This is a genomic window from Streptomyces inhibens (genome assembly GCF_022221585.1).
Lineage (GTDB): Bacteria > Actinomycetota > Actinomycetes > Streptomycetales > Streptomycetaceae > Streptomyces > Streptomyces inhibens.
Map to the genome: position 1 here is coordinate 4,582,629 of NZ_CP084681.1, position 22,014 is coordinate 4,604,642.

The window sequence follows — 22,014 nt, forward strand, 5'->3', positions numbered from 1 at the left end:
GGGCGTCCCTTTCGCAGGCGGGCATCACGACTGAACCAGCGTACGTCAGGGGTCCGACAGCCTCGCTGGCGGCCGGGCCACCGGCCGACGCGATCCAGCCGCTCCCGTTACCGCCCCGCAGACCGGTCCGCCGATGCCGCCTTCACCACCTCCCGGCGCCGCCTCTACCGCTTCGTCAGCGTCGCCTTGGGCGTCCCGCCCGCCACGTCGTCCGAGGTGAACTCGATCGTGCCGCCCTTGCCGAGCGTGTACGTCACCCGGGACGTGTTGCCCGTGCAGCCGGGGCCCTGTTTGCCGTCCGAGCGCTCCTTGAGCACCAGCTTGGTGTCGGTGGCCGACTCCAGCTTGGCCTTGGCCTCGCAGCGCACCAGCACCGCGTCGTAGGTGGTGTGGATGACGTAATCGCCCTTACCGCCGGCCTTGATGACGCTGGTCAACGTGCCGTTGGGGATTCCGTGCGAGGTGGTGATGCTGCCGGTCCAGGTGCCGAGGAAGGCCTTGGCCACGGTGGGCCCGCCCGCACTGCCGTCGCCCCGGTCGGACGGCTCGGCCGACGTGGACGGCGGCTTGGCGCCGGCCTGCGCGCCGCTGTCGGCGTCGCCGCCCACCCCCGGCATCAGCTGGAGGACGAACGCCGCGGTCGTCGCGGCGGCCAGCGCACCGGCCACCGACAACACCAGCGTGCAGCTCACCCGTCGCGGCCGGTCCCTGCCACCGACCGCGCCGGACAGCGCGATCCGCCGTTCCCTGGCCGTGGGCGGCGCCGCCCCGGTCGGCAGGTCGGCGATTGCGGGGGCGGTCGGCGGGTGCGCGGGCCCGGTTGCCGGGGAGACCGACGGGCCGCCGGCGACCGGCCAGGACGGGGACTGCGGCGGAGGGACGGGCGGCCGGGCAGGGCTGCCGGTGGTTCCGGAGGCACCCGGAACCTGCGCCTGGGCATCGAACGGCACCAGCCCGGACACCGCCCCGTACGAGGGATCCGGCGGCCCGAACGCCCCACCGGGCGACGCGCCCGCACCGGCTGCGTCCACCGGGCCCGCGCCTACCGGGCCCGCGCCCGCCGAGCCACCGCCCGGAGCCGGGCCCCAGCCTCCCGCCCCCGCTTCCGTCCCTGCCCCGGTGTCCGCCCGCTCCCCCGCATCGCGCCCCGCACCGGCCCCCTCTTCAAGCCCCGCATCAAGGTTCAGCAGCTCCACCGCCTGCCGGCTGACCCGCTCCACCAGCGCGGCGGGCAGCCACCCGGCCCGCACCAGCCCCGCCGCGCCGCCGCTCTCCGCACCCGCGAGGCGGGCCGCCAGCGCCTTGGGGGCGGGGCGGTCCGCAGGGTCCTTGACGAGGCAGCCGGCGATCAACTCCCGTAGCTCACCCGTGAGTTGGGAGCCCAGCTCCGGCTCCTCATGGACGACCTTGTAGAGCAGGGCGGCCGAGGAGTCACCCGGGAACGGGCCGGCGCCGGTCGCCGCGAAGGCCAGCACCGCGCCGAGCGAGAAGACATCGGCGGCGCCCGCCGCCCCCTTGCCCAGGATCTGTTCGGGCGCCATATAGCCGGGCGACCCCACGGAGACGCCGGTCGAGGTGAGCGACGCGGTGCCCTCCGTGGCCCGCGCGATCCCGAAGTCGATCAGCAACGGCCCGTCGAGCGTCAACAGCACATTGGACGGCTTGACGTCCCGGTGCACCAGCCCGAGACCGTGCACCGCGGCCAGCGCCTCGGCCAGCCCCGCGCCCAGCGCCCGTACGGAGTGCTCGGCCAGCGGCCCGACTTCGGCGACGGCCTGGGCGAGCGAGGGGCCGGCGACATAGCCGGTGGCGATCCAGGGGACGGCGGCGTCCGGATCGGCGTCCAGCACCGGCGCGGTCCAGACCCCGCCCACCCGCCGCGCGGACTCGATCTCACGCCGGAAACGGGCCCGGAACTGGTCGTCGACGGCGAAGTGCGCATGGACGACCTTCACCGCGACGGTCCGCCCGCCCGCACTGCGCCCGAGGTAGACCCGGCCCATCCCGCCCGCGCCGAGCCGCCCCAGCAGCCGGTATCCGCCCAGAACCCGTGGATCGTCCGCTGCCAGCGGCTCCATGGCGCCTCCCCCTCGATACGGCGCACCCAGCTTATGACCCATGTCATGCCCGGCCCGTTGAACCCTTCACCCCGCCTTTGCCCTCAAACAGTGCGCAACTCGACCATCCTGCCCTCGCGGCAGCCCTGCCCCCGCGGCAGCGTCACCGTCCGGAGAAGCGTCCGTGCACCACCCTCCCCAGGAAGCACCCCCGCGCCCCGGCCGGCTCCTCACCGACCCCCCGTCCGGCGCACGCCAGGAGCCCCGCGCCGGACGCCGTAGGCCGACAAGGCGGACGCTGATCACCGGGGCGCTCTTCACGACCCTGGCCCTACTCGCCTACCCCGTCCTGAAATACGGAGACGTGGGCTCCGGCATCGGCGAGCCCATGTCGTTCAACCAGCCGGCCCGCGACGGCGGCGCCGGGAGGCACACAGCCCACACAGCCCTCTCCGCCGACCCGTCCGTACGGATGCCGACCGGCCCGCGGGCGGATTTCCGCACGGCCGACACCCTCGGCGACGGCACCAAGATCGGCGTGACCACGCTCAAGGGGACGAAGTCCGGGTTCACCGGCAAGGTGTGGGTGTGGGCGCCCGAGGAGTACTACGAGGAGCGGTACCGCAACAGCGCCTTCCCGGTGCTGATCGCGCTGCCCGGAGGCCACGGCTACCCCGTGAACTACTGGACGCGCCCCGACCTCAAACTGCAGCGCACCCTCGCCGACCTCACCGCACTCGGCCGCGGCAAGCCCTTCCTCCTCGTCATGCCGGTGCTCAACCCCGACAAGGCCCACTACTACGACGGCAGCGACATACCGGGACAGCCGAAGATGGGCACCTGGCTGTCCGACGACGTCCCCGACCTGGTCAAGGCCAACTTCCGGACATACACCAGCCGCGACGGCTGGGCCTTCATGGGCTCCTCGTCCGGCGGCTTCGCCGGCCTCAAGCAGGTGCTCCAGCATCCGGACCGCTTCAAGGCGGTGATCGCCAGCGGCCCCGACACCCGCCCGGACTCCCCGTTGTGGCGCGGCCACGAGAAGGAGATGCGGGCGAACGACCCCGAGCGGCTTGCCGCCCGCCTCGCGGCCCGCCCCGGCGCCCCGGACGTGCACCTGCAGTTCCAGATAGGCACGAAGGAAGGCGGCCGGGCCAACCTGGAGCGCTTCATACGCACCTACGCCAAGGGCCCGGTCAAGGCCGAACTGCATGTCATCCAGGACGGCGGCCACAACGCCAAGGGCTACGTCCGCGGTATGCGGGACGCGAGCCTGGAGGCGATCAGCAAGGTACTGCGCGGCCCGACGCCGTCCTAGTGGCCGCCGCTTTGACGCCATCCCGGCGGCCGCCGCTTTAGCGACCGGGCCGCGGAAGCCGCTAGCAGGTGCCCGCGCCCAGCAGCTTCACCTTCACATCCGCCGGGAATCCGGTCGTCGCCCCGACCCGCCGCGCGAATTCCGTGACGCCCCGCAGCTGCTCCGCCCCGAAGCGGAAGTCCAGCGTGGTGAAGTAGCGCTCCAGCACCGGCTCGTCGAAGGTCTCCCAGCGCGCCGCCTGCTCGGCGACCTTGCCGACCTCCTCCAGCGACAGATCACGCGAGGCGAGAAACGCCTCATGCACCTTCTGCACCACGGCCGGCTCGCGCTCCAGGTAGTCGCGCCGGGTCGCCCATACGGCGAAGACGAACGGCAGCCCCGTCCAGTCCTTCCACATCTGGCCGAGGTCGTGCACCTCCAGGCCGAGCCGCGGCCCGTCGTGCAGATTGGCGCGCAGCGCGGCGTCACCGATCAGCACCGCCGCGTCCGCCTCCTGCATCATCAGGCCGAGGTCCGGCGGACAGGTGTAGTACTCGGGCTGCACCCCGATCTTCTCGGCGAGCAGCAGCTGCGCCAGCCGTACGGAGGTACGCGAGGTCGAGCCCAGGGCCACCCGGGCGCCGTCCAGCTGGTCCAGCGGCTTCTGCGAGACGATCACACAGGACATCACCGGCCCGTCGCAGCCGACCGCGAGGTCGGGGAAGGCGACAAGATCATCGGCGGCGCGCAGGAACTCGACGAGCGTGACCGGCGCGATGTCGAGATCCCCGCGGACCAGCTGCTCGCTGAGCTTCTCCGGCGTGTCCTTGCTGAGGTCCAGATCGAGCAGGGTGCCCGTACGGGCGAGGCCCCAGTAAAGGGGCAGGCAGTTCAGGAACTGGATGTGGCCCACTCGCGGCCGGGTGCGACGTTGATCGGCGTCGGCTCCTGCGGGTGCGTCTCCGAAGGTTGAATTGTCCACATGCGGAGGCTAGACCCGTCTCCCATGGGGTGGCGCGGCGGGGCGGCGTATGGACGTCAGTGCGGTCCGTTAAACGTGATCTTTGGCTCTTCCGCCTCACGAGCGCACCATGCTACGCTCAGCGCAAGTTGCAGTTTGGTTTCCCTTGCAGTACAGAGCCTGCGGAGCATGTGACCCCGCAGGCTCTTGTAGTTTCAGACTTCTTTGCAGGTTCTGGAGCAGGGCAACCCTTTGGCCCAAGGAGGGCTTATGGCTACCGGAACCGTCAAGTGGTTCAACGCTGAAAAGGGCTTCGGCTTCATCGCCCAGGACGGCGGCGGCCCGGATGTCTTCGTCCACTACTCGGCGATCAACGCCTCTGGTTTCCGCTCCCTGGAGGAGAACCAGCAGGTGAACTTCGACGTCACGCAGGGCCCGAAGGGTCCGCAGGCGGAGAACGTTACGCCGGTCTAAGTTGCCCGGCCCGGAATAATTCCAGGTCGCCCCAAGCAGTACCCAAGGAGCCCCGCTCCGCCACTTCGGTGGCGAGCGGGGCTCCTGCCTTTTGATTGCGGCCTGATTTACCGACCATATAAATGGCCACTGCATGAACTTTTACCGTCCGGCGCATTGCGCAGCGCGTAACGCGTAACTCGGCACCGAATTGCCCACCCGGCGGTTCACCGCGCGGCCTTGCGGGCCCAGGCAATCAATCGGGCCACGCTCGATGACGGTCAATGACGACGCTCAATGACAGATCCGGCCGCCGGGCTGCCGTGGCGGTCGCCCGCTTCCGGCTTACGAAATCGCACCAGTTGCGGAGCGAGGACAGGCCGGCGACTCAGAAGAAGACCGTGAGCAGCAAGGGCACAACCGAGGCCGAGACCGCGGCACCGGCGATGGCCAGGGCGATACGCGGTGTACGCCAGCGCAGATTCCATGGGAAAACGCAGGAGAGCAGGGCCAAGCCGATACCGGTCAGGTAGAGGTAGGGCGCGCTCTTCAGGGGGACCATGACACTGTCCGGGCAGCTGTCGGGGCCACAGGAGTCCGTAGCCATGGTCGCGAAGCCCAAGAGGAAGAAGGCGGGCAGATAGAGGCTCGCGACAACGGAAAGTGCGATCAGCGGCGGACACCACCACTCACGGTCACGGGCCTTCTGCGCCGGCGGGTGAACGGCCGGAATCCGGGGCGCGGTGGCGGTCGTAACGTGGTTCGCGCCGACAGGCCGTGACACATGGTCGTACGGGACGGGCTGCGGCGGCCGAGCAGGCGCATGGGTCATGGCGGCAGTCAACCCTCCAGGGCGCGGAGTGCCATCAGGACACGTACTCAGCCAGGTGCGGACACGTACTCACCCCGCGGCAGACAGCAAGGATCGGGCACCGAGCACGCGCATCGAGCAGGTGTGCGGATCACGCGTATCGAACTGATCACGGAAAGTGGTCACATCGGAACATGACGCGGCCTACGGTGGGCAAGATGAGCGAGAACATGCCCCCACAGAAGCCCTGCCCCGACTGCGGTGGCAGAGGAACCGTGGACTGGGAGACGCCGACCGGCGACAAGGTCACCACACAGTGCTCCGGATGCGGCGGCACCGGAACCGTCCTGGCGTAGAGGAGGCAGACGTGGCGGCCTTTAGTAGGAACGGCAAGCCGGTCGGCCTGGACGCGCAGTACGTCGGCAAGCTGCCGTGCTCGACCTGCGGGATACGGTCGATGAAGCTGCCCGGGAGGCAGGGCGGCGTGTGCATCCCCTGCTATGCCGAGGAGTGCGCGGCCGCGGGGCGACGGGCGGCGATGGCCGGTGCGTGGGTCGCGGCGAGTTTCGTGGGCGACCCGTGTCTGGCATGCGGGTCGAGGTCCGTCGACGCCAATGGCTGGGCGTTCTGGTGCAACTCCTGCGATATGCAGACGGCGGTGGCGCTGCCGCCGAGGTGAGCCCACCGCGGTGACGGGTGCGGCAGTTGGTTGCCCTGTCTACAACGGCCTTGATGCGTAGCGTGGAAGGTGAGGCACGAGCAGAGTACGGTCCCCGGCCGTACTCGCTGTCGCACCACCACACGCCCCGAAGCCCCCATGTTCAACGGCCGAGCCGAAAACGAACGCAGCCTGACGGCACCCCTGCCAGCTCCTCGATTCGTCGCCTGGTGGGTGTGGTGCGCGGTGGGCTTCGCCGGACTGATCGCCGCACTGTGGTGGGCAGGGACCGGCCGTACGGCGTGGGACACACCCCTCGGGTTCCTGGGTCGGATCTTCGGCGGCCTCGGAGCGGTCTTCCAGCCGGGCGCCCACAAGGGGGCCTCAATAGGCGCACGGCTGGCGTTCTTCCTGGTTCTGCTGCTGCTCCTGTATCTGCTGTGGCGGGCGACGCGCGCATGGCTGGCCTACAAGCCCGGGGCGGTGGACGTACAGCAGTTGGAAGACGCGACACCGGCGGGAACCGCCAAACCATGCGATGCCGACCTCACCGCCCGGCTTCGCCGCCGCCTGTCCGACAGCAGCATGTATCCGCCGGCGACACTCCCGGCGCAGGCCCCCGCCGAGTCCTTCCTGGAGCTGCTCGGCGATGTCGAGATCGACCCCGACAAGCTGGGCACCGCGCTGCCGAAACTGCTCGGCAGGCTGCGCCCGAAGCTGGCCTACCGGGTCAGCGGCGTGCTCCAGTTCCGCGAGGCCGAGCCGGATCGGTACGGCATGACGGTCACCGTCACGGCGTTCCTGTTCGGCGGCTCGCGCGCGACGACCGTATGGGGCAGCGACTGGGACGACGTCGTCCGTAAAGCGGGCAGCTGGATCATCAGCACGATGTTGCCCGTCACCCGCGCGGGGCGGCTGCCGCCCTGGCGTCAGTGGTGGGGGCGGGAGATCAAGCCCGAGCTGTACGAGGCGTACCAGGAGGCGAATGAGCTGTGCCGCGAGGGACGCCACCACGAGGCCCTGGAGCAGTACTTCAGCGCGGTACGCCTCGATCCGACCAACCCCTACTTGCGGGCCGAACTGGCGGAGACCCAGGAGAAGATGGGGCTGCACATCGATGCACTGGACACCTGCCAGCGGGCCCTGACGCTCGACGGGCAGAATGCCCGCGGATACCGGAAGCGACTGTGGCAGAGCCGCTGGAATCCGCACTGGCGCCGCCTGCGCTACTTCCGGCACCCGCGCCTGTACCGCGAACTGCTCGGCCTGCGGTACCGCAATTCGATCATTCTTGGTACGTCCGAGGAGACCGCAGAGCAGTGGTGCGGGCGCAAGGGAACCAATGGCGAACGGACGCATGAGCACCTGATACCGCTCCTTGCGGACCGGTACTGGCCGACTGCCGTCAGCCTGGACGACGCAGGCACCGTCCTGCACCGAAAAGACCGGAAAAAGGAAGGTCGGGAGTGGCTGACGCAAACGTTGGAGGGCGGGGACAAAACCGAGGTTCGCCTCGTGATGCAGCGAGCCGCCATACAGGAAACGACCCGCCTCGCCGCCGATGACACCTGGGCCCGGGTCTGGCTCTACTGGCCTTCCCGGATGTCGAGTTTGATCCGGCTCTTCTGGCCCGCCGCCTACTACCAAAGCGTGCGCGGGGCGCAGCCTTCCGTCACCCGCGGCGCATTCCAGATCAACCGAAGGGTCTGGGCGCCGCTGCGACTGGCCTGGGCGAGTACCGAGTACGGCAGAGCCTGGGATGATCCGCAGAAAATCTGGGAGCCGCAGAAATGGCGGCGAGGATACGCCTGGCGGCGCCCCGGCAGCTGGCTTTGCTGGGGGAAATGGCTGGTGATCCCGTGGCTCGGTTGGAGGCTGCGTGTCGCGGCATGGCTCGGGTCACGTCGTGACTGGCACACCCACTACAACTCCGCGTGTGTCTATGCCGTTGCCATGCATGCCGACGGCAACGATGGCACCCGTCAAAAGAAGCTCGCCGAGCGCACCGTCGCGCACCTTGAGCAGTCGGTGCAGGCCACCCGTAGGAGCTTCGCCACCGTCGAGCGGTCATGGATGGTCGAGGACGACCCTGACCTTAAGCCGCTTCGGAAGAAGGACACCCCTCCGAATGTGCTCTTCAACAACTTTGTACGGACGGCGTACCCCCGGGCAGAGGCCTTCGAGCCGAGCACGCCCAGCAGTCGGTCCGACGAGCAGTTGAGGGAGTACGACTACCGGCTCCTCGAAGAGATTGCCAAGGTGATGCAGCAGGTCTGGAATCAGCGGAGCGAGAAGCACGAGGTCAACGTTCAGTGCGCGACGGAATGGCTTCGCGTCGAGCGCAAGATCTGGAAGTCCATACGTGACATCTCCGCTGATGAGAACAAACGCAAGTGGCAGGACCGGGTGACACTCATCCGCTACATCCAGGCCAACTGCCAGCCAATGGCGTCTTCTTTGCCGGAGTTCCCGCCCCCTTTGGTACCGGGCGAAACCGCGTCCCCGAACGGCCTCCTGAGCCCCTCGAAGATCCGCAGGAGGCTGGCAGCGTTGCAACACGCAATGGAGGTGACGGACACGGACATCCGCTCAACCAGCGATGAGGGCCAGCGGATTCTCCGGGAGGCCGCCGTAGAGGGTGTGGCACAGCTGGGCCCGAAGACGGTCCGCAGGCTGTCCACGGGGTACGCGGCGGTTTGGCAGACCCTCGATGACTGGTTGGAAGAGGAGGCCAGGCAATGGGCCTTCCGTCAGGCCCTGAGTGACGTTCCCCATCTGACGCGGCGCGGCGTCACTGCACTGCACGACAAGAAAGGGTTGCGGATACGACCGCCGTGATGAACGAGTTCCAGGCGCCGGCCGGAAAGAGCAGCGCCGCCCCGTCAGGGTCCTTGGAGTCCCGGACCGGGACGAGGCCGGGGAAGTCGTCGGCGACCTCGATGCAGTCGGCGCCTTCGGCGTTGCTGTAGCTGCTCTTACGCCAGTGGGCAGAGTCGAGATCAATCCTGCTGCTGCGCTTCATCTCTGTAACCCCTTGCCGCTTCCTCGATGATGGCCAGGGACGCCTCGGGCGGCAGTGCGACGGCCCTAAGCAGATCGTACGACCTTCGATACTTCGTCACGGTCGGCGGATAGTCGACGACTTGGCCGCTGTGCTCGCCCTCAGTCCAAACAAGCGGTGGGGCATCCGTGAAAGTCATGATCTTGGCCAGCCCCATCATGAGCGGGTAGGCAACGGTGGTTTCCGGGACGATCTGCAGAACGCTTCTCGTGGACCGGATCACTTCGAGGATGTGTTCCAGCTGCTCAGCCATCTGTTTCGGAGGAAGCAGCGGCTGACGGATAGGCGCCTCGCGCAGGATCGCCCAGTACATCGGGCGATCCTCGCGCTTCCAGAGCTTTGCGCGTCCCACCCGCGCGCGGACCAGCTTCTCGACGGCCTCAGACTCCTCCCAGGGCGTCACACTCTGGTTGAGCTTCCGCATGTACGGCTCGGTTTGCAGCAGGCCCGGGATGACAGCAGGTGCCCAATCCTCGATCGATGCCGCGGCTCTCTCCATGTCCGGGATATCCGCGAAGTACAGCGGATGCCCTGCCTGCCGCGCCTTGCGCGCATCTTCACAGCGACGCTCGAAAAAGCCGTCCGTCTTGAGCTTCTTGTCGACGTGCCGGGCCAGATCATCCGGCATGCGCCGCTCACCACGCTCGATCTGGCTGAGGAACGAGATGCCGCGGAAGCTGCCTTCCGCGAGCTGTTCGAGCGTGAGGCCCGCGGCCTCCCGCTTGTAGCGCAGCTCGGCACCGTAGAAGGCAGGGACGCTCGCCGAGCCGTCGGGATCTTTACGAGGGGGCATAACTCACCACCGCTGTCTGCAAGTTGCGCTGCGCAACCCGATTGCCTTCCACGCTACGCGGAGTGACGTCACTCTGTGATGGCTTCGTCACAATGCGCACAGGGAGGCGTACGACTTATGCCCAGCCACATCCACGACGACGTACACGACTGCACCGAGTTGCTCCGTACCGCGCTCAAGGCCCACGGCATCACGTTGCCATCCCTCGGTGTCGATCTGCCGGGCCTCGCCGGCAGTTACGCGATCCCCCTCGTCGCCCTCGGCAACTGCAACACCGCCACCGCTCGCCGGCTGGCCGAGGCGCTGCGCAAGGCCGCCGTGCAATGAAGCGCCCGCTCACGCTTGAACTGCTGGCCGTCCCCAAGGAAGTCCCCGTGGTGCGGCACGCCGTGCGCGAGCATCTCGGCGGGCCGTGCGCCGAGGTGCAGCTCTGTGTCACCGAAATACTGGGGAATGTGATCCGGCACCTCGGGGAGGGCACGCCCGTGACCGTCCACATCAGGGGCGCCGACGGTGGCCGTACTCGCGTGGAAGTCAGTGATCCGGACCCCCGTGCGCTGCCGGTACCGCTGGAGGCGACCGGTGAGGACGAGTCGGGGCGGGGCCTGGCGCTGCTGGACGCCGTCTCCGTGCGGTGGGGTGTGCTGCGGGGCGGCGACGGCAAGACCGTGTGGTGCGAGCTGGCGGAGGCGTAGTGCCGGAGATACGACAAACCCCGTGCCACCTCCCCCACAGAGGTGACACGGGGTTCCAGTTTGACGCGGTGAGGGCCCCGACTCCAGAGCGGAGTCACTTCCTTTCGTAAAGCGAGGCTATGTCTTTGGCGAAATCTCGGGCCACAGCGGCCCGGCGCAGCTTCAGGGATGGGGTGAGATGCCCGGTTTCCTCACTGAAGTCCGCCGGAAGCACCGCGAAACGGCGAATGGATTCGGCCCGGGAGACCAGATCGTTGGCGTCGTCGACGGCGCGCTGGAGATCGGCCAGCAGCCGCTCGTCGCGTACGAGTACCTCCAGCGGTACGTCCTGCTTCTTGTGCATCTGGCGCCAGTGGGAGAGGCCGTCCGGCTCCAGGGTGATCAAGGCGGTGATGTAGGGGCGGTTGTCACCGATGACCATGCACTGGCCTACGAGGGGGTGCGCGCGGAGGCGGTCCTCCAAGGGCGCGGGGGCGACGTTCTTGCCGCCCGTCGTCACGATGATCTCCTTCTTACGGCCGGTGAGGGTGAGGTAGCCGTCGGCGTCGAGGGAGCCGAGGTCGCCGGTGGGCAGCCAGCCCTGCCGGTCGGTGACGGGGCGGGCCGCGCCGAGGCTCGCGTCCCAGTAGCCGGAGAAGACATGGCCGCCGTGGAGCAGGATCTCGCCGTCGTCGGCGATGCGGACGGCGGTGCCGGGAAGGGGCCAGCCGACCGTGCCGATACGGGGGCGCAGGGGTGGGGTGACGGTGGCGGCGGCTGTCGTCTCCGTCAGGCCGTACCCCTCGAAGATCTCGATGCCGGCGCCCGAGTAGAAGGCGGCGAGGCGGTGGCCCAGAGGGGAGCCGCCGCAGATGGCATGGCGGACCTTGCCGCCGAGGGCCGCCCGTATACGGCGGTAGACGAGGGGGTCGTAGAGCTTGCGGGCGGCCTTGAGGGCGACGCCGGGGCCGGAGCCCTTGCCGTGCTCCTTGGCCTCGATGGCCTCGCCGTAGGAGCGGGCGATGCGTGCCGCACGGTCGAAGGAGGAGGCGCGGCCCATCTTCTCGGCCGTGGCTCGGCCGGTGTTGTAGACCTTTTCGAGGACGTACGGGATGGCCAGCAGGAACGTCGGCCGGAAGCTTGCCAGGTCGGCGAGCAGGTCGTCGGTCTGGATGCTGGGGGCGTGGCCGAGGCGGACCCGGGCGCGGAGGCAGCCGATGGCGACCATGCGGCCGAAGACGTGCGAGAGGGGGAGGAAGAGGAGGGTGGAGGCGGGCTCCTCGCTCACCGACTTGAAGACCGGGTGGAGGAGCTCGATGGCGTTGTCGACCTCGGCGAAGAAGTTGGCGTGGGTGAGGGCGCAGCCCTTGGGGCGGCCGGTGGTGCCGGAGGTGTAGATGAGGGTGGCGAGGGCGTACGGGCCGGTGGCGGCGCGGCGCTCGTCGACCGCCTCGTCCGGGAGGTCGCGGCCCGCGGAGACGAGTTGTGAGACGGCGCCGGTGTTGAACTGCCAGAGGTGGTCGAGGGCGGGGAGTTCGGTGCGGAGGCCGCTGATCAGACGGGTCTCGTCGACGTTCTCGACGACGCAGGCGCGGGCGCCGGAGTCGTGCAGGATCCACTGCGCCTGGTGGGCGGAGGACGTGGGGTAGAGGGGGACGGTGACCAGGCCGGCGGCCCAGGAGGCGAAGTCGATCAGCGTCCACTCGTAGGTCGTACGAGCCATGATCGCGAGCCGGTCGCCCGGGCGGAGGCCGTACGCGATCAGGCCCTTGGCCACTGCGCGTACCTCGGCGGCGAACTCTGCGGTGGTGATGTCGCGCCAGATGCCGCTGGGTTGTTTGCGGGCCAGGACGATCTCGTGGGGAGCCTCGGCGGCGTTGACGAAGGGGAGGTCGCCGAGGGAGCCGCTACGGATGGGCGGGGCCAGTGGGGGGACGGAGACCTCGCGGACCACGCCGTTGAGCAGGGTTTTTTGTGGCTGTGTGAGGGTGGGGGCGGGAGCGGGGGTTGGGGCTTCGGGTGAGGCGGTGGGTGCACTTTCCTGGTTGGACACGAGCGGCTCCTCGTTTCTCCTGTGGAGTGCGGGGGGTGCGGGGTGCGGCCGGGTTCGCGTTCGCGTGGTGGGTGGGGGGCCGGAGGGGACACCCGGTAACCCTCCCCCAGCCTTCGGCCGGGAGGTGCCCCCACGGCGCGGGCGTCTCGGGTCCATGGGATTGATTACCCCGGCGTTTGCTCCAGGTCCTGCGGGCGGGTCACCGGGCATCCCCTCCGGCCTCCGCGCGTTGGCGACCGTCCCGCCGTACCGATGGCCGTCACGAACTGACACGGCTCGGGTCTCGGCGTACGCGTCGGCGCAGGGGCTTGTGGTCTGTGGTCTGTGGTCTGTGACGGGCAGTGCCGCCGGGCTGCAGACGGGACGACACGTAGGCCGGAGGGGACGTACCGGGACCCGCCCGCAGGACCAGGAGCAAACGCCGGGGTGCCGATATCTGGGACCCGAGACGCCCGCGCCGTGGGGGCACCTCCCGGCCGAAGGCTGGGGGAGGGTTCCGGTGCGGCCCCTTCGGCCCCAGCGGCACCCAGCGGACCCCGCGAAGCGCCAGCCCCCAACAAGCCCAGTGGCACACAACCACCCCCAGACCTCGGCCAGCACCGACCCCAGCGGCCTCAACTTGCCCTGTCACGCAGCCAGTTGGCATCCTCGCCCCAGATCCTGACCCGGCAGTAACCTTACTTCGAAGTAAAACTACGCGAGGATCAGGAGTTGGCCAAGCCATCCCACTGCACCGCTGGAGCCCCGAACACCCCTCCCTGGACGGGCCGGTGCCGCCCCGTCCACGCCGCGCCGACGTCGAAGACTCGTTACGCAGCCGCTGCTGTGGAAGCTGATGCCGACCCTGGGGAAGGGGGTGCTGACGGGGATCGACAAGAGCCCGCGCCCGCCCACGCCCAGGCCCCGGCTCCACCCCACGGCAACCTGGAGACGGCCGCCGCCCCGGCCGGTGACGGTGTGCCCGCAACCGGTGAGCGGAGCGACGGCCGCAGCTAGCGCCGCATCACCCGACGGCGCCGGGTGGCCCCACCCGATCGACGAGTCCGCCCGGCGTCCATCGCGCCCCGCCCATCAACCGCCCGAGGCCCGCCCAGGCGAAGTTCATCATCGTGGCCGCCGTGTCCTTGGCCGAAGGGTGCTCCCACTCCCCCGAAGCGCCTTCGTCCGTACGGGCGTTGGCCCATTCGGCGAGTGACTCGGCCGCGCCGATCAGGGCGTGCGCGACCCCCGCCACCTCCCGTTCGGCCAACTCACCGGCACAGCCCGCCTCCTTGGCGGCCGCACCGATCAGATCCGTGACGAACTCCACGATCTCCGCCCGCATCGCGGCGACTTCGCGCGCGAACGGCTCCCCGTGCGTCCGCGCCTGCTGATGCAGCACCGCCCAGCCGTCCGGATGCTCCGCCGTGTGCGAGAAGAAGCCCTTCAGCCCGCTCCACAGTTGCCGGTCGGCCGCCGCCCCGGGTTCGACCGCCGCCGTCAATGCCGCCACCAGCGCCGCCGACTCCCGCCGGATCACCGCGCTGAACAGGTCCTCCTTCGAATTCAGGTAGAGGTAGACCAGCGGCTTGGAGACCCCGGCCACCTCGGCGATCTCGTCCATCGAGGCCGCCCGATAGCCACGCCGCGCGAACGTCAGCACCGCGGCGTCCAGCATCTGCTGCTCCCGGACGGCGCGCGGCACCCGCTTGCTCTTCACAGCTCCCACCCTGAATGTCCCTCCATCCCGCCCCTTTACTGCCGAGTAAGTTTACGATCTTCGCCTTCTGCCCCTCTTTTCTTGACACGATCCCCGCCATGGCGAGACGATACGTCTCGTTACGTTTACGGACCGGCAGCCCGTGTCCGCACCCCCTCCGGAGGTCACCCCATGGAGCAGTTCATCGACGCCGGCCCCGGCATCCGCCTGTGGACCGAGCAGCGCGGCGCCGCCGACGCACCCCCGTTGCTGCTGATCATGGGCGCCCAGGCGACCGGCGTCGGCTGGCCGGAGCCGCTGGTCGACGCGCTGGCCGCGCACCACCGGGTCATCCGCTACGACCACCGCGACACCGGTCGCTCCACCTGGCCGTTCGACGAGCGGCCGTACCGGATCGCGGATCTCGCCGATGACGTGATCGCGGTCCTGGACGGGCTGGGCATCGGGCGGGCGCATATCGTCGGCATGTCATTGGGCGGCATGCTGGCCCAGATGGTGCTCGCCGACCACCCCGACCGACTGCTCAGCGCCACTCTCATCGGCACCAGCGCCCTCAGTACCACCCCCTACACCGGCCCCGACGGCAGCACGGTCCCGGTCGAAGCGCTCCCGGGCATCTCACCCGAGGTCCTGGAGCTGTGGGCCCGCCCGGTCGAGGATCATGGCCAGGCGGCCGAGGTGCAGCGCCGGATCGAACACTGGCGCGTACTCGCCGGTGACCAACTCCCCTTCGACGCCGACCACTTCCACGCCCTCGAACAGCGGGTCATCGCGCACACCGGCCACCACCGCACCGGCACCGCGCACGGTCGCGCCGACGACAGCGGCATGCTGCGCACCGACGAGCTCGCCAAGAACGAGGTGCCCACCCTCGTGGTCTCCGCGCCCGCCGAGCCGGTCTTCCCGCCGCCGCACCCCGAGCACCTCGCGCAGTGCGTCAACGGCGCGTATGTCGTCGAGATCCCGGACATGGGGCATGCGCTGCCGCCCGCCGTACAGGGGCCGCTCGCCACGGCGATCCTGGCCCATACGGGGGCGACGACGACGGGCTGAGGGGACGGCCGCCGCACGCCCGGGCGCACATACGACGGCGCCCCCGCAGCCAGTACTCCAAGGCTGCGGGGGCGCCGTCGTGCGGTCGCTTCGGGTCAGCTCGCGGTGGCCGCGGCGGGAACCGGGGTGGCCTCCGGCGCGGCCGGCGTGCCGGCCTCGGTGTCGCCGATGCGGATGCTGGTCGCGCTCGCGTAGGCGTCGCGGTCCAGGATCTTCTCCTTGGCGGAGACCAGGATCGGGATGACCGACTGGCCGGCGACGTTGGTAGCCGTACGCATCATGTCCAGGATCGGGTCGATGGCCATCAGCAGGCCGACGCCCTCCAGGGGGAGACCCAGCGTGGAGAGGGTCAGCGTCAGCATGACCGTCGCGCCGGTCAGACCGGCGGTGGCGGCGGAGCCGATGACGGACACGAAGGCGATCAGGATGTAGTCGCCGATGCTGAGCTGGACGTCGAAGATCTGGGCGATGAAGATCGCGGCGATCGCCGGGTAGATCGAGGCGCAGCCGTCCATCTTGGTCGTCGAGCCGAACGGCACCGCGAAGGAGGCGTACTCGCGCGGCACGCCGAGGCGCTCGGTGACCTTCTGGGTGACCGGCATGGTGCCGACCGAGGAGCGGGAGACGAAGGCCAGCTGGATGGCGGGCCAGGCGCCGCGGAAGAACTGCAGCGGGTTGACCTTGGCGACGGTCGACAGCAGCAGCGGGTAGACGCCGAAGAGGACGATCGCGCAGCCGACGTAGATGTCGACGGTGAAGGTCGCGTACTTGCCGATCAGGTTCCAGCCGTACGTCGCGATGGCGTTGCCGATGAGGCCGACGGTGCCGATCGGGGCGAGGCGGATGACCCACCACAGGGCCTTCTGCAGCAGTTCGAGGACCGAGCGGCTGATCTTGAGGACCGGCTCGGCCTTCTCGCCGAGCTGGAGGGCGGCGATACCGGCGACGGCCGCCATAAAGACGATCTGCAGGACGTTGAGCTCGGTGAACGGCGTGATGATGTCGGTGGGGACGATGCCGGTCAGGAAGTCGATCCAGGAGCCCGCGTAGTCGGGGAGCTTGCCGTCCTTGGGGGTCAGGCCGGTGCCCGCGCCGGGGTGGGTGAGCAGGCCGATCGCCAGGCCGATCGCGACGGCGATCAGCGAGGTGGCCATGAACCACAGCAGGGTGCGGGTGGCGAGCCGGGCGGCGTTGTTGACCTGCCGCAGGTTGGTGATCGACACCAGGATGGCGAAGAAGACCAGCGGGGCCACGGCCAGCTTCAGCAGCTGGACGAAGAGGTCGCCGATGTGCTCCAGCGTGGAGGTGAGCCAGCCGAGGTCACCGCTCTTGGCGATCCAGCCGAGCAGCACGCCCAGGGCGAGGCCGGCCAGGATCTGAACCCAGAACGGGACCTTGGGTATGCGGGAGGACTTGGGGGTCTGGGGGGCCTGTGAAGACGCGGCGGTCTCGGCAGACGTGGACAACGGACACACTCCGGGAACAGGTAAGACGTCGGGAAAACGGCGTAGGTGAGCGCCAGGAGGTCCGTGCTTCAGACAGGATCTCCGGCCGCTGGACGAGGTCGGTCAGCGGCGGCAACAGGCCGCGGACATACAGCGGCAAAGATCGACGTGCAGGCGCGCCACGAGCGGAACGCTCATGGGGAACGGGGGCGCGGCTGCGGTCTTCATGACAAGTACGTTAACACTTGAACTTTGAGGAACCCAAAGAAAATCTTTGGGATCTCCGGGGGTGGACGAGCGGAACCACGGCGGAACGACCCGTCAACAACACGACAGGCGCCCGGCCGTGGAGCAAAGTCCACGGAACGGGCGCCTGTCGTGAGGTGCGGCGGCTGCGAGGCAGTTGTGAGGCGTCTTACATAAAGGTCTGGGCCTTTAGAGCAGCCCGTCCTCCTGGCCGGCGTTGGCGGCGAGGCGCTCGCGCTGGCGGTCGACCTTCGCAACGATCTGCTCGGACATCGCGTCCCGCTGCTTGCGCAGCAGCACAAAGCTGAGCGGCGCGGAGATCACGATGGCGAGCAGCAGCATCCAGACGGTGTTGGCCGCGCCGACGGCGAGCGGAATGATCCGGAAGTAGGCCAGCACCCACACCACGGCGAAGCAGGCGACGAAAAGGCCGATGCGAAGGGCGGTGTAGCGGATCGTGGCGAACTTTGGGCTACTCACGGACGGGACCTTCTTCTCAACGGCAACCGAAAGGGTCGCCGTCCAGTCAAGCACAGCGTTTGGGCCGATCTTCCCGACCCCCGGCCCGGGCCCGGGCCCGGCACCCCGGCGCAGCACATCGGCGCAGCTCAGCGGCCCGGCCGGTCAGCCCAGCTCCAGCCACATGGTGATGTCGTCGCGGAAATCGTCGTCGGCGACCTTGATCGCGCCGGGGACCCGGCCGACCTCTTTGTAACCGCAGGCCTCGTAGAAGCGGCTGATGCCGGTGCCGCCCCGGCAGGTGAGCCGGATGCCGGTGATGCCGTCGAAGCCGCGGGCGGCGTCGGCGACCGCGGTCATCAGCCGGCGGCCGGCGCCCTGGCCCTGGAGGGAGGGGTGGACCATGACGGCGTAGACCCACAGCCAGTGGTTCATCAGGCGGTGGCCGTTGAAGGTGAGGAACGCCGTCGCCAGGATCCGGCCGTCCTCGTCGCGGCCGACCAGCAGTCGCTCGCGGCCCTCGGCCATGGCCGTCAGATGCTTGAGCAGCTCGGGGCGTACGTCCTCCCGCGTCACCGGCGGGACGAAGCCGACCGCGCCGCCGGCGTTGGAGACATCGGCCCACAACGCGCAGATGTCATCGCGGAGTTCGGGAGTGACGGAAGGGTCCAGGTCGAAACGCACGTTCATGACCCGGACCCTAACTCTCGCCACTGACAGCGCCGCTGATCAGGTCAGAGGCGCATCGGCTGGGGGGACTCGCGGCGCTCCGGGTCCGGGCCCGGGTACTCGCGGATGGCCTCGTAGCGGGTGTTGCGCTCGACGGGGCGGAAGCCGGCGTCGCGGATCAGCTCCAGCAGGTCGTCACGGGTCAGCTTGTTGGGCGTGCCGTAGTTGTCCGCGTCGTGCGTGATCTTGTACTCGACGACCGAGCCGTCCATGTCGTCCGCGCCGTGCTGCAGGGCGAGCTGGGTGGTCTGCAGACCGTGCATCACCCAGAAGCACTTGACGTGCGGGACGTTGTCGAAGAGGAGGCGGGAGACCGCGAAGACCTTCAGGGCCTCGGCGCCGGTCGCCATGGTGGTGCGCGCCTGGAGCCGGTTGCGGACCTTGCCGTCCTTCATGTCGACGAAGTCGTGCTGGTAGCGCAGCGGGATGAAGACCTGGAAGCCGCCGGTCTCGTCCTGGAGTTCACGCAGCCGCAGAACGTGGTCGACGCGGTGGCGGGGCTCCTCGATGTGCCCGTAGAGCATCGTCGAGGGGGTCTTGAGGCCCTTTTCGTGGGCGAGGCGGTGGATGCGCGACCAGTCCTCCCAGTGGGTGGCGTGGTCGACGATGTGCTGCCGGATCTCCCAGTCGAAGATCTCGGCGCCGCCGCCGGTCAGCGACTCCAGGCCGGCGTCGATCAGCTCGTCGAGGATCTCGGAGGCGGACAGGCCCGAGATGGTCTCGAAGTGGTGGATCTCGGTGGCGGTGAAGGCCTTCAGGGAGACGTTCGGCAGGGCCTGCTTCAGTTCGCGCAGCGACCGCGGGTAGTAGCGCCACGGCAGGGTCGGGTGCAGGCCGTTGACGATGTGCAGCTCGGTGAGGTTCTCGTTCTCCATCGCCTTGGCGAGGCGGACGGCCTCCTCGATGCGCATCGTGTACGCGTCCTTCTCGCCCGGCTTGCGCTGGAAGGAGCAGTAGGCGCACGACGCGGTGCAGACATTCGTCATGTTGAGGTGACGGTTGACGTTGAAGTGGACGACGTCGCCGTTCTTGCGCGTACGCACCTCATGGGCGAGACCGCCCAGCCATGCCAGGTCGTCGGACTCGTAGAGGGCGATACCGTCCTCGCGGGTCAGCCGCTCCCCGGCGTGGACCTTCGCCTCCAGCTCGCGCTTGAGGCCCACATCCATCGACGCAGCCATCCGGTCGCCTCCCAGTCTCTGCCGTGTCGCCAGGCGTTTCTCTAGACGTATCTCTAGACGTTTCCCTAGCCGTTTCGATGCGTAAAACGAGCTTTGCCGAGCCTACTCCCCCGTTATCGGGGCGGACGGAGCCCCCTGGTGCCGTCCCGTCCGCCCGTCCGCTTCCGTGTGACCGGCCGGCGTCCGGCGGTCTATTCGGCCTCTTCGGGCAGCTCGCCGACGCGGTTCTCCCACTTGGTGGAGAGCACGATCGTGGTGCGCGTACGGGAGACGCCCTTGGTGCCGGACAGCCGCCGGATGGTGCGCTCCAGGCCGTCCACATCGCCCACCCGCACCTTGAGCATGTACGAGTCCTCGCCGGCGATGAACCAGCAGTCCTCGATCTCGGCGAGGTCGCGCAGCCGGCGTGCGACGTCCTCGTGGTCGGCGGCGTCCGACAGCGAGATGCCGACCAGTGCGGTGACGCCGAGGCCGAGCGAGGCGGCGTCGACCGTCGCGCGGTACCCGGTGATCACGCCGGCCGCTTCGAGGCGGTTGATCCGGTCCGTGACGCTGGGCCCGGAGAGGCCGACGAGCCGGCCGAGCTCCGCGTACGAGGCCCGGCCGTTCTCGCGAAGTGCCTGGATGAGCTGCCTATCCACCGCGTCCATGCCCTCAAGCCTTCCAATCTTTACGCATTTTCGGGTTCTGCATGTAGAATCTAAGGCATACAGGGCTTCAGTCCTGTGAATCTTTCAAGCGATCAAAGACGATCCCACAGGAGTTGTCACCGTGTACTCGATCGAGATGGCCTACGCCCGCATGCGCGAGCTGCAGGACCAGGCCAATCGTTCACGTGCCCACAAGCCCACGGAACCGCGGGCCCGGCGCCGCTTCGGCCGCGCCGCAGCGAAGAAGCGCTAGGGAGCGTCCGGGGCCTCCTCTTCCTTTTCCTTGGAGCCACCCCGCAGCTCCCCCTCCCAGCGCCGGTACAGCCCGTGCGGCACCTCTGCCGCATCGAGCACCCGGCCGGCGACGAAGTCCACCAGATCCTGGATGTGCGTCGCCCCCGCATAGAACGCCGGTGAGGCGGGCAGCACCACGGCGCCCGCCTCGTCCAGCGCCACCAGATGCTTCAGCGTCGGACCGTTGAGCGGCGTCTCGCGCACCGCGACCACCAGCCGCCGCCGCTCCTTGAGCGTCACGCTCGCCACCCGCTGCAGCAGATCCTTCGAGAGCCCGAGCGCCACCCCGGCCACACACGCCGTGCTCGCCGGGACGATCAGCATCCCCTTCACCGGGTACGAACCCGACGAGGGCCCGGCCGCCAGATCCCCGGCCGGCCAATACCGCACCGCCGCCAGATCGGCCTCCGTCACCGGAAAGGTCGCCGGTTTGCCGTCCGCCCCGCGCCCCAGCCATTCCCGCAGGTCGGCGCGCCAATGAGCGTCCCGGAAGGCGATGCCGGTCTCGTCCAGCAGCGTCAGCCGCGACGCCCGGCTGACGATCAGATCCACCGCCTCCCCGGCGGCGAGCAGCCCGCGCACCACGGAGGCCGCATACGGCGTCCCGGACGCGCCGGAGATCCCCACGACCCACGGACGGCGTCGGCCGGGGTCCTGCTGACTGGTGTTGTTGTGCGGCGGCTCCACGCATCGAGCCTATCCGGCGGAACCACGGACCCCGTCATGGCCGTTCTTACCTGTGCGCCCCTCGCGGAGCCCGCCGAGGGCCACGCCACCGGGAGCGGGACGACGAGAAGGGACGGCCGGAGATGAGCTCACGCGCGAAGCCCGCGATCTGCCTGATGCTGGGCTGGGTCGCGCTGCTCTGGCTGCTGGAGGGCGTCGACTTCGCCACCGGGGGCGCTTTGGACACCTTCGGGATACAGCCGCGCGAGCCCGGCGAGCTGGTCGATGTGGTGCCCGCCGCCTTCATGCACTTCGGCTTCGGCCATCTGGCGGCCAACACCCTGCCGTTGCTGCTGCTCGGCTTTGTCGCCGCGCTGCGCAGCGGGGTACGCCGCTTCCTCGCCGTCGTCCTGCTGATCATCCTCGCCAGCGGCCTGGGCGTATGGCTGACCGCGGCACCGGCCAGCAACACCGCGGGCGCCTCCGGCGTCGTCTTCGGCCTCTTCGGCTATCTGCTGGTGCGCGGCTTCATCGAGCGCAAACTCCTCGACATCGGCATCGGCCTGACGGTCGGTGCGGTGTACGGCTCGATCCTGTGGGGCGCGCTCCCGACGGACAGCGGGATCAGCTGGCAGGGGCATCTGTTCGGGCTGGTCGGCGGAGTGCTGGCGGCCTTTGTCCTCCGCGAGCGCATTGAGGGCGGTACGGCCGGGGCCACTGTCAGACCGGTCCCGTAGCCTCGAACGCAACGGGAGCGCCACGCAGTACACACGG

General features: G+C 69.2%; 23 protein-coding genes. 10 read left to right on the top strand and 13 right to left on the bottom strand.

The genetic code is table 11. The features are described 5' to 3' along the window. Nucleotides 1-164 precede the first annotated feature (164 nt). Nucleotides 165-2,078, bottom strand: coding sequence for a serine/threonine-protein kinase (locus KI385_RS20910; protein WP_238573725.1), 1,914 nt, complete (start codon nucleotides 2,076-2,078; stop codon nucleotides 165-167). Nucleotides 2,079-2,241: 163 nt separating this feature from the next. On the opposite strand from KI385_RS20910, the gene KI385_RS20915 reads away from it, so the two are divergent. Further along, the gene (locus tag KI385_RS20915) at nucleotides 2,242-3,375 is read left to right on the top strand and encodes an alpha/beta hydrolase (protein ID WP_238573726.1); all 1,134 of its coding nucleotides are present in this window, start codon (nucleotides 2,242-2,244) and stop codon (nucleotides 3,373-3,375) included. A 61-nt stretch (nucleotides 3,376-3,436) separates the two neighbouring features. Here KI385_RS20915 and KI385_RS20920 read toward each other — a convergent pair whose 3' ends face one another. After that, entirely contained in the window at nucleotides 3,437-4,336 is a 900-nt protein-coding gene (locus tag KI385_RS20920; protein ID WP_238573727.1) for a menaquinone biosynthetic enzyme MqnA/MqnD family protein, read from the bottom strand. Between the two features lie 249 nt (nucleotides 4,337-4,585). Here KI385_RS20920 and KI385_RS20925 point away from each other — a divergent pair, with 249 nt between their 5' ends. Beyond that, nucleotides 4,586-4,789, top strand: a complete 204-nt coding sequence (locus KI385_RS20925) for a cold-shock protein (protein WP_003984261.1) — start codon at nucleotides 4,586-4,588, stop codon at nucleotides 4,787-4,789. A 367-nt stretch (nucleotides 4,790-5,156) separates the two neighbouring features. On the opposite strand, the gene KI385_RS20930 is transcribed toward KI385_RS20925, so the two are convergent. Further along, nucleotides 5,157-5,600: a hypothetical protein gene (locus tag KI385_RS20930; RefSeq protein WP_238573728.1), complete on the bottom strand. Its 444-nt coding sequence runs from the start codon at nucleotides 5,598-5,600 to the stop codon at nucleotides 5,157-5,159. Nucleotides 5,601-5,797: 197 nt separating this feature from the next. Here KI385_RS20930 and KI385_RS20935 point away from each other — a divergent pair, with 197 nt between their 5' ends. The 3 genes from KI385_RS20935 (at nucleotide 5,798) to KI385_RS20945 (ending at nucleotide 9,075) form a co-directional block, all read left to right on the top strand. After that, nucleotides 5,798-5,935, top strand: coding sequence for a hypothetical protein (locus KI385_RS20935; RefSeq protein ID WP_238573729.1), 138 nt, complete (start codon nucleotides 5,798-5,800; stop codon nucleotides 5,933-5,935). A gap of 11 nt (nucleotides 5,936-5,946) precedes the next feature. Next, complete coding sequence (locus KI385_RS20940) at nucleotides 5,947-6,258, top strand: hypothetical protein (RefSeq protein WP_238573730.1); 312 nt, start codon at nucleotides 5,947-5,949, stop codon at nucleotides 6,256-6,258. 138 nt (nucleotides 6,259-6,396) lie between these two features. Further along, the gene (locus KI385_RS20945; protein WP_238573731.1) at nucleotides 6,397-9,075 is read left to right on the top strand and encodes a tetratricopeptide repeat protein; all 2,679 of its coding nucleotides are present in this window, start codon (nucleotides 6,397-6,399) and stop codon (nucleotides 9,073-9,075) included. Here the strand turns inward: KI385_RS20945 and KI385_RS20950 are convergent. Both KI385_RS20950 and KI385_RS20955 read right to left on the bottom strand, forming a co-directional pair. After that, nucleotides 9,029-9,259: a DUF397 domain-containing protein gene (locus KI385_RS20950; protein WP_238573732.1), complete on the bottom strand. Its 231-nt coding sequence runs from the start codon at nucleotides 9,257-9,259 to the stop codon at nucleotides 9,029-9,031. The genes KI385_RS20945 and KI385_RS20950 overlap by 47 nt on opposite strands. After that, nucleotides 9,237-10,091 carry a helix-turn-helix domain-containing protein gene (locus KI385_RS20955; protein WP_238573733.1) on the bottom strand — a complete coding sequence of 285 codons (855 nt, stop codon included), beginning with the start codon at nucleotides 10,089-10,091 and terminating at the stop codon, nucleotides 9,237-9,239. The genes KI385_RS20950 and KI385_RS20955 overlap by 23 nt, the downstream gene beginning before the upstream one ends. Before the next feature lie 117 nt (nucleotides 10,092-10,208). Here KI385_RS20955 and KI385_RS20960 point away from each other — a divergent pair, with 117 nt between their 5' ends. Beyond that, nucleotides 10,209-10,418, top strand: coding sequence for a hypothetical protein (locus KI385_RS20960; RefSeq protein WP_238573734.1), 210 nt, complete (start codon nucleotides 10,209-10,211; stop codon nucleotides 10,416-10,418). Continuing rightward, entirely contained in the window at nucleotides 10,415-10,786 is a 372-nt protein-coding gene (locus tag KI385_RS20965; protein WP_238573735.1) for an ATP-binding protein, read from the top strand. Before KI385_RS20960 ends, KI385_RS20965 begins: the two co-directional genes overlap by 4 nt. Before the next feature lie 94 nt (nucleotides 10,787-10,880). On the opposite strand, the gene KI385_RS20970 is transcribed toward KI385_RS20965, so the two are convergent. Both KI385_RS20970 and KI385_RS20975 read right to left on the bottom strand, forming a co-directional pair. Then, nucleotides 10,881-12,818, bottom strand: a complete 1,938-nt coding sequence (locus KI385_RS20970) for an AMP-dependent synthetase/ligase (protein WP_238573736.1) — start codon at nucleotides 12,816-12,818, stop codon at nucleotides 10,881-10,883. A gap of 1,003 nt (nucleotides 12,819-13,821) precedes the next feature. Beyond that, the gene (locus KI385_RS20975) at nucleotides 13,822-14,526 is read right to left on the bottom strand and encodes a TetR/AcrR family transcriptional regulator (protein WP_238573737.1); all 705 of its coding nucleotides are present in this window, start codon (nucleotides 14,524-14,526) and stop codon (nucleotides 13,822-13,824) included. Between the two features lie 162 nt (nucleotides 14,527-14,688). Here KI385_RS20975 and KI385_RS20980 point away from each other — a divergent pair, with 162 nt between their 5' ends. Beyond that, entirely contained in the window at nucleotides 14,689-15,570 is an 882-nt protein-coding gene (locus KI385_RS20980) for an alpha/beta fold hydrolase (protein ID WP_238573738.1), read from the top strand. A gap of 95 nt (nucleotides 15,571-15,665) precedes the next feature. On the opposite strand, the gene KI385_RS20985 is transcribed toward KI385_RS20980, so the two are convergent. The 5 genes from KI385_RS20985 to KI385_RS21005 form a co-directional block, all read right to left on the bottom strand. Beyond that, nucleotides 15,666-17,036, bottom strand: a complete 1,371-nt coding sequence (locus KI385_RS20985; protein ID WP_238573739.1) for a dicarboxylate/amino acid:cation symporter — start codon at nucleotides 17,034-17,036, stop codon at nucleotides 15,666-15,668. A gap of 414 nt (nucleotides 17,037-17,450) precedes the next feature. Then, nucleotides 17,451-17,741 (bottom strand): DUF4229 domain-containing protein, encoded by a 291-nt coding sequence (locus tag KI385_RS20990; RefSeq protein WP_238573740.1) that lies wholly within the window; start codon nucleotides 17,739-17,741, stop codon nucleotides 17,451-17,453. A gap of 144 nt (nucleotides 17,742-17,885) precedes the next feature. Continuing rightward, complete coding sequence (locus KI385_RS20995; RefSeq protein ID WP_238573741.1) at nucleotides 17,886-18,410, bottom strand: GNAT family N-acetyltransferase; 525 nt, start codon at nucleotides 18,408-18,410, stop codon at nucleotides 17,886-17,888. A gap of 44 nt (nucleotides 18,411-18,454) precedes the next feature. After that, nucleotides 18,455-19,618: an aminofutalosine synthase MqnE gene (gene mqnE, locus KI385_RS21000; protein WP_238577774.1), complete on the bottom strand. Its 1,164-nt coding sequence runs from the start codon at nucleotides 19,616-19,618 to the stop codon at nucleotides 18,455-18,457. A gap of 203 nt (nucleotides 19,619-19,821) precedes the next feature. Continuing rightward, entirely contained in the window at nucleotides 19,822-20,280 is a 459-nt protein-coding gene (locus tag KI385_RS21005; protein ID WP_238573742.1) for an Lrp/AsnC family transcriptional regulator, read from the bottom strand. A 121-nt stretch (nucleotides 20,281-20,401) separates the two neighbouring features. Between KI385_RS21005 and KI385_RS43945 the strand changes: the two genes are divergently transcribed. Next, nucleotides 20,402-20,533, top strand: coding sequence for a hypothetical protein (locus KI385_RS43945; RefSeq protein WP_280524989.1), 132 nt, complete (start codon nucleotides 20,402-20,404; stop codon nucleotides 20,531-20,533). On the opposite strand, the gene KI385_RS21010 is transcribed toward KI385_RS43945, so the two are convergent. Further along, nucleotides 20,530-21,261 (bottom strand): UbiX family flavin prenyltransferase, encoded by a 732-nt coding sequence (locus tag KI385_RS21010; protein WP_238573743.1) that lies wholly within the window; start codon nucleotides 21,259-21,261, stop codon nucleotides 20,530-20,532. The genes KI385_RS43945 and KI385_RS21010 overlap by 4 nt on opposite strands. Before the next feature lie 122 nt (nucleotides 21,262-21,383). Here KI385_RS21010 and KI385_RS21015 point away from each other — a divergent pair, with 122 nt between their 5' ends. After that, nucleotides 21,384-21,977, top strand: a complete 594-nt coding sequence (locus tag KI385_RS21015; protein ID WP_238573744.1) for a rhomboid family intramembrane serine protease — start codon at nucleotides 21,384-21,386, stop codon at nucleotides 21,975-21,977. The last annotated feature ends 37 nt before the right edge of the window (nucleotides 21,978-22,014 follow it).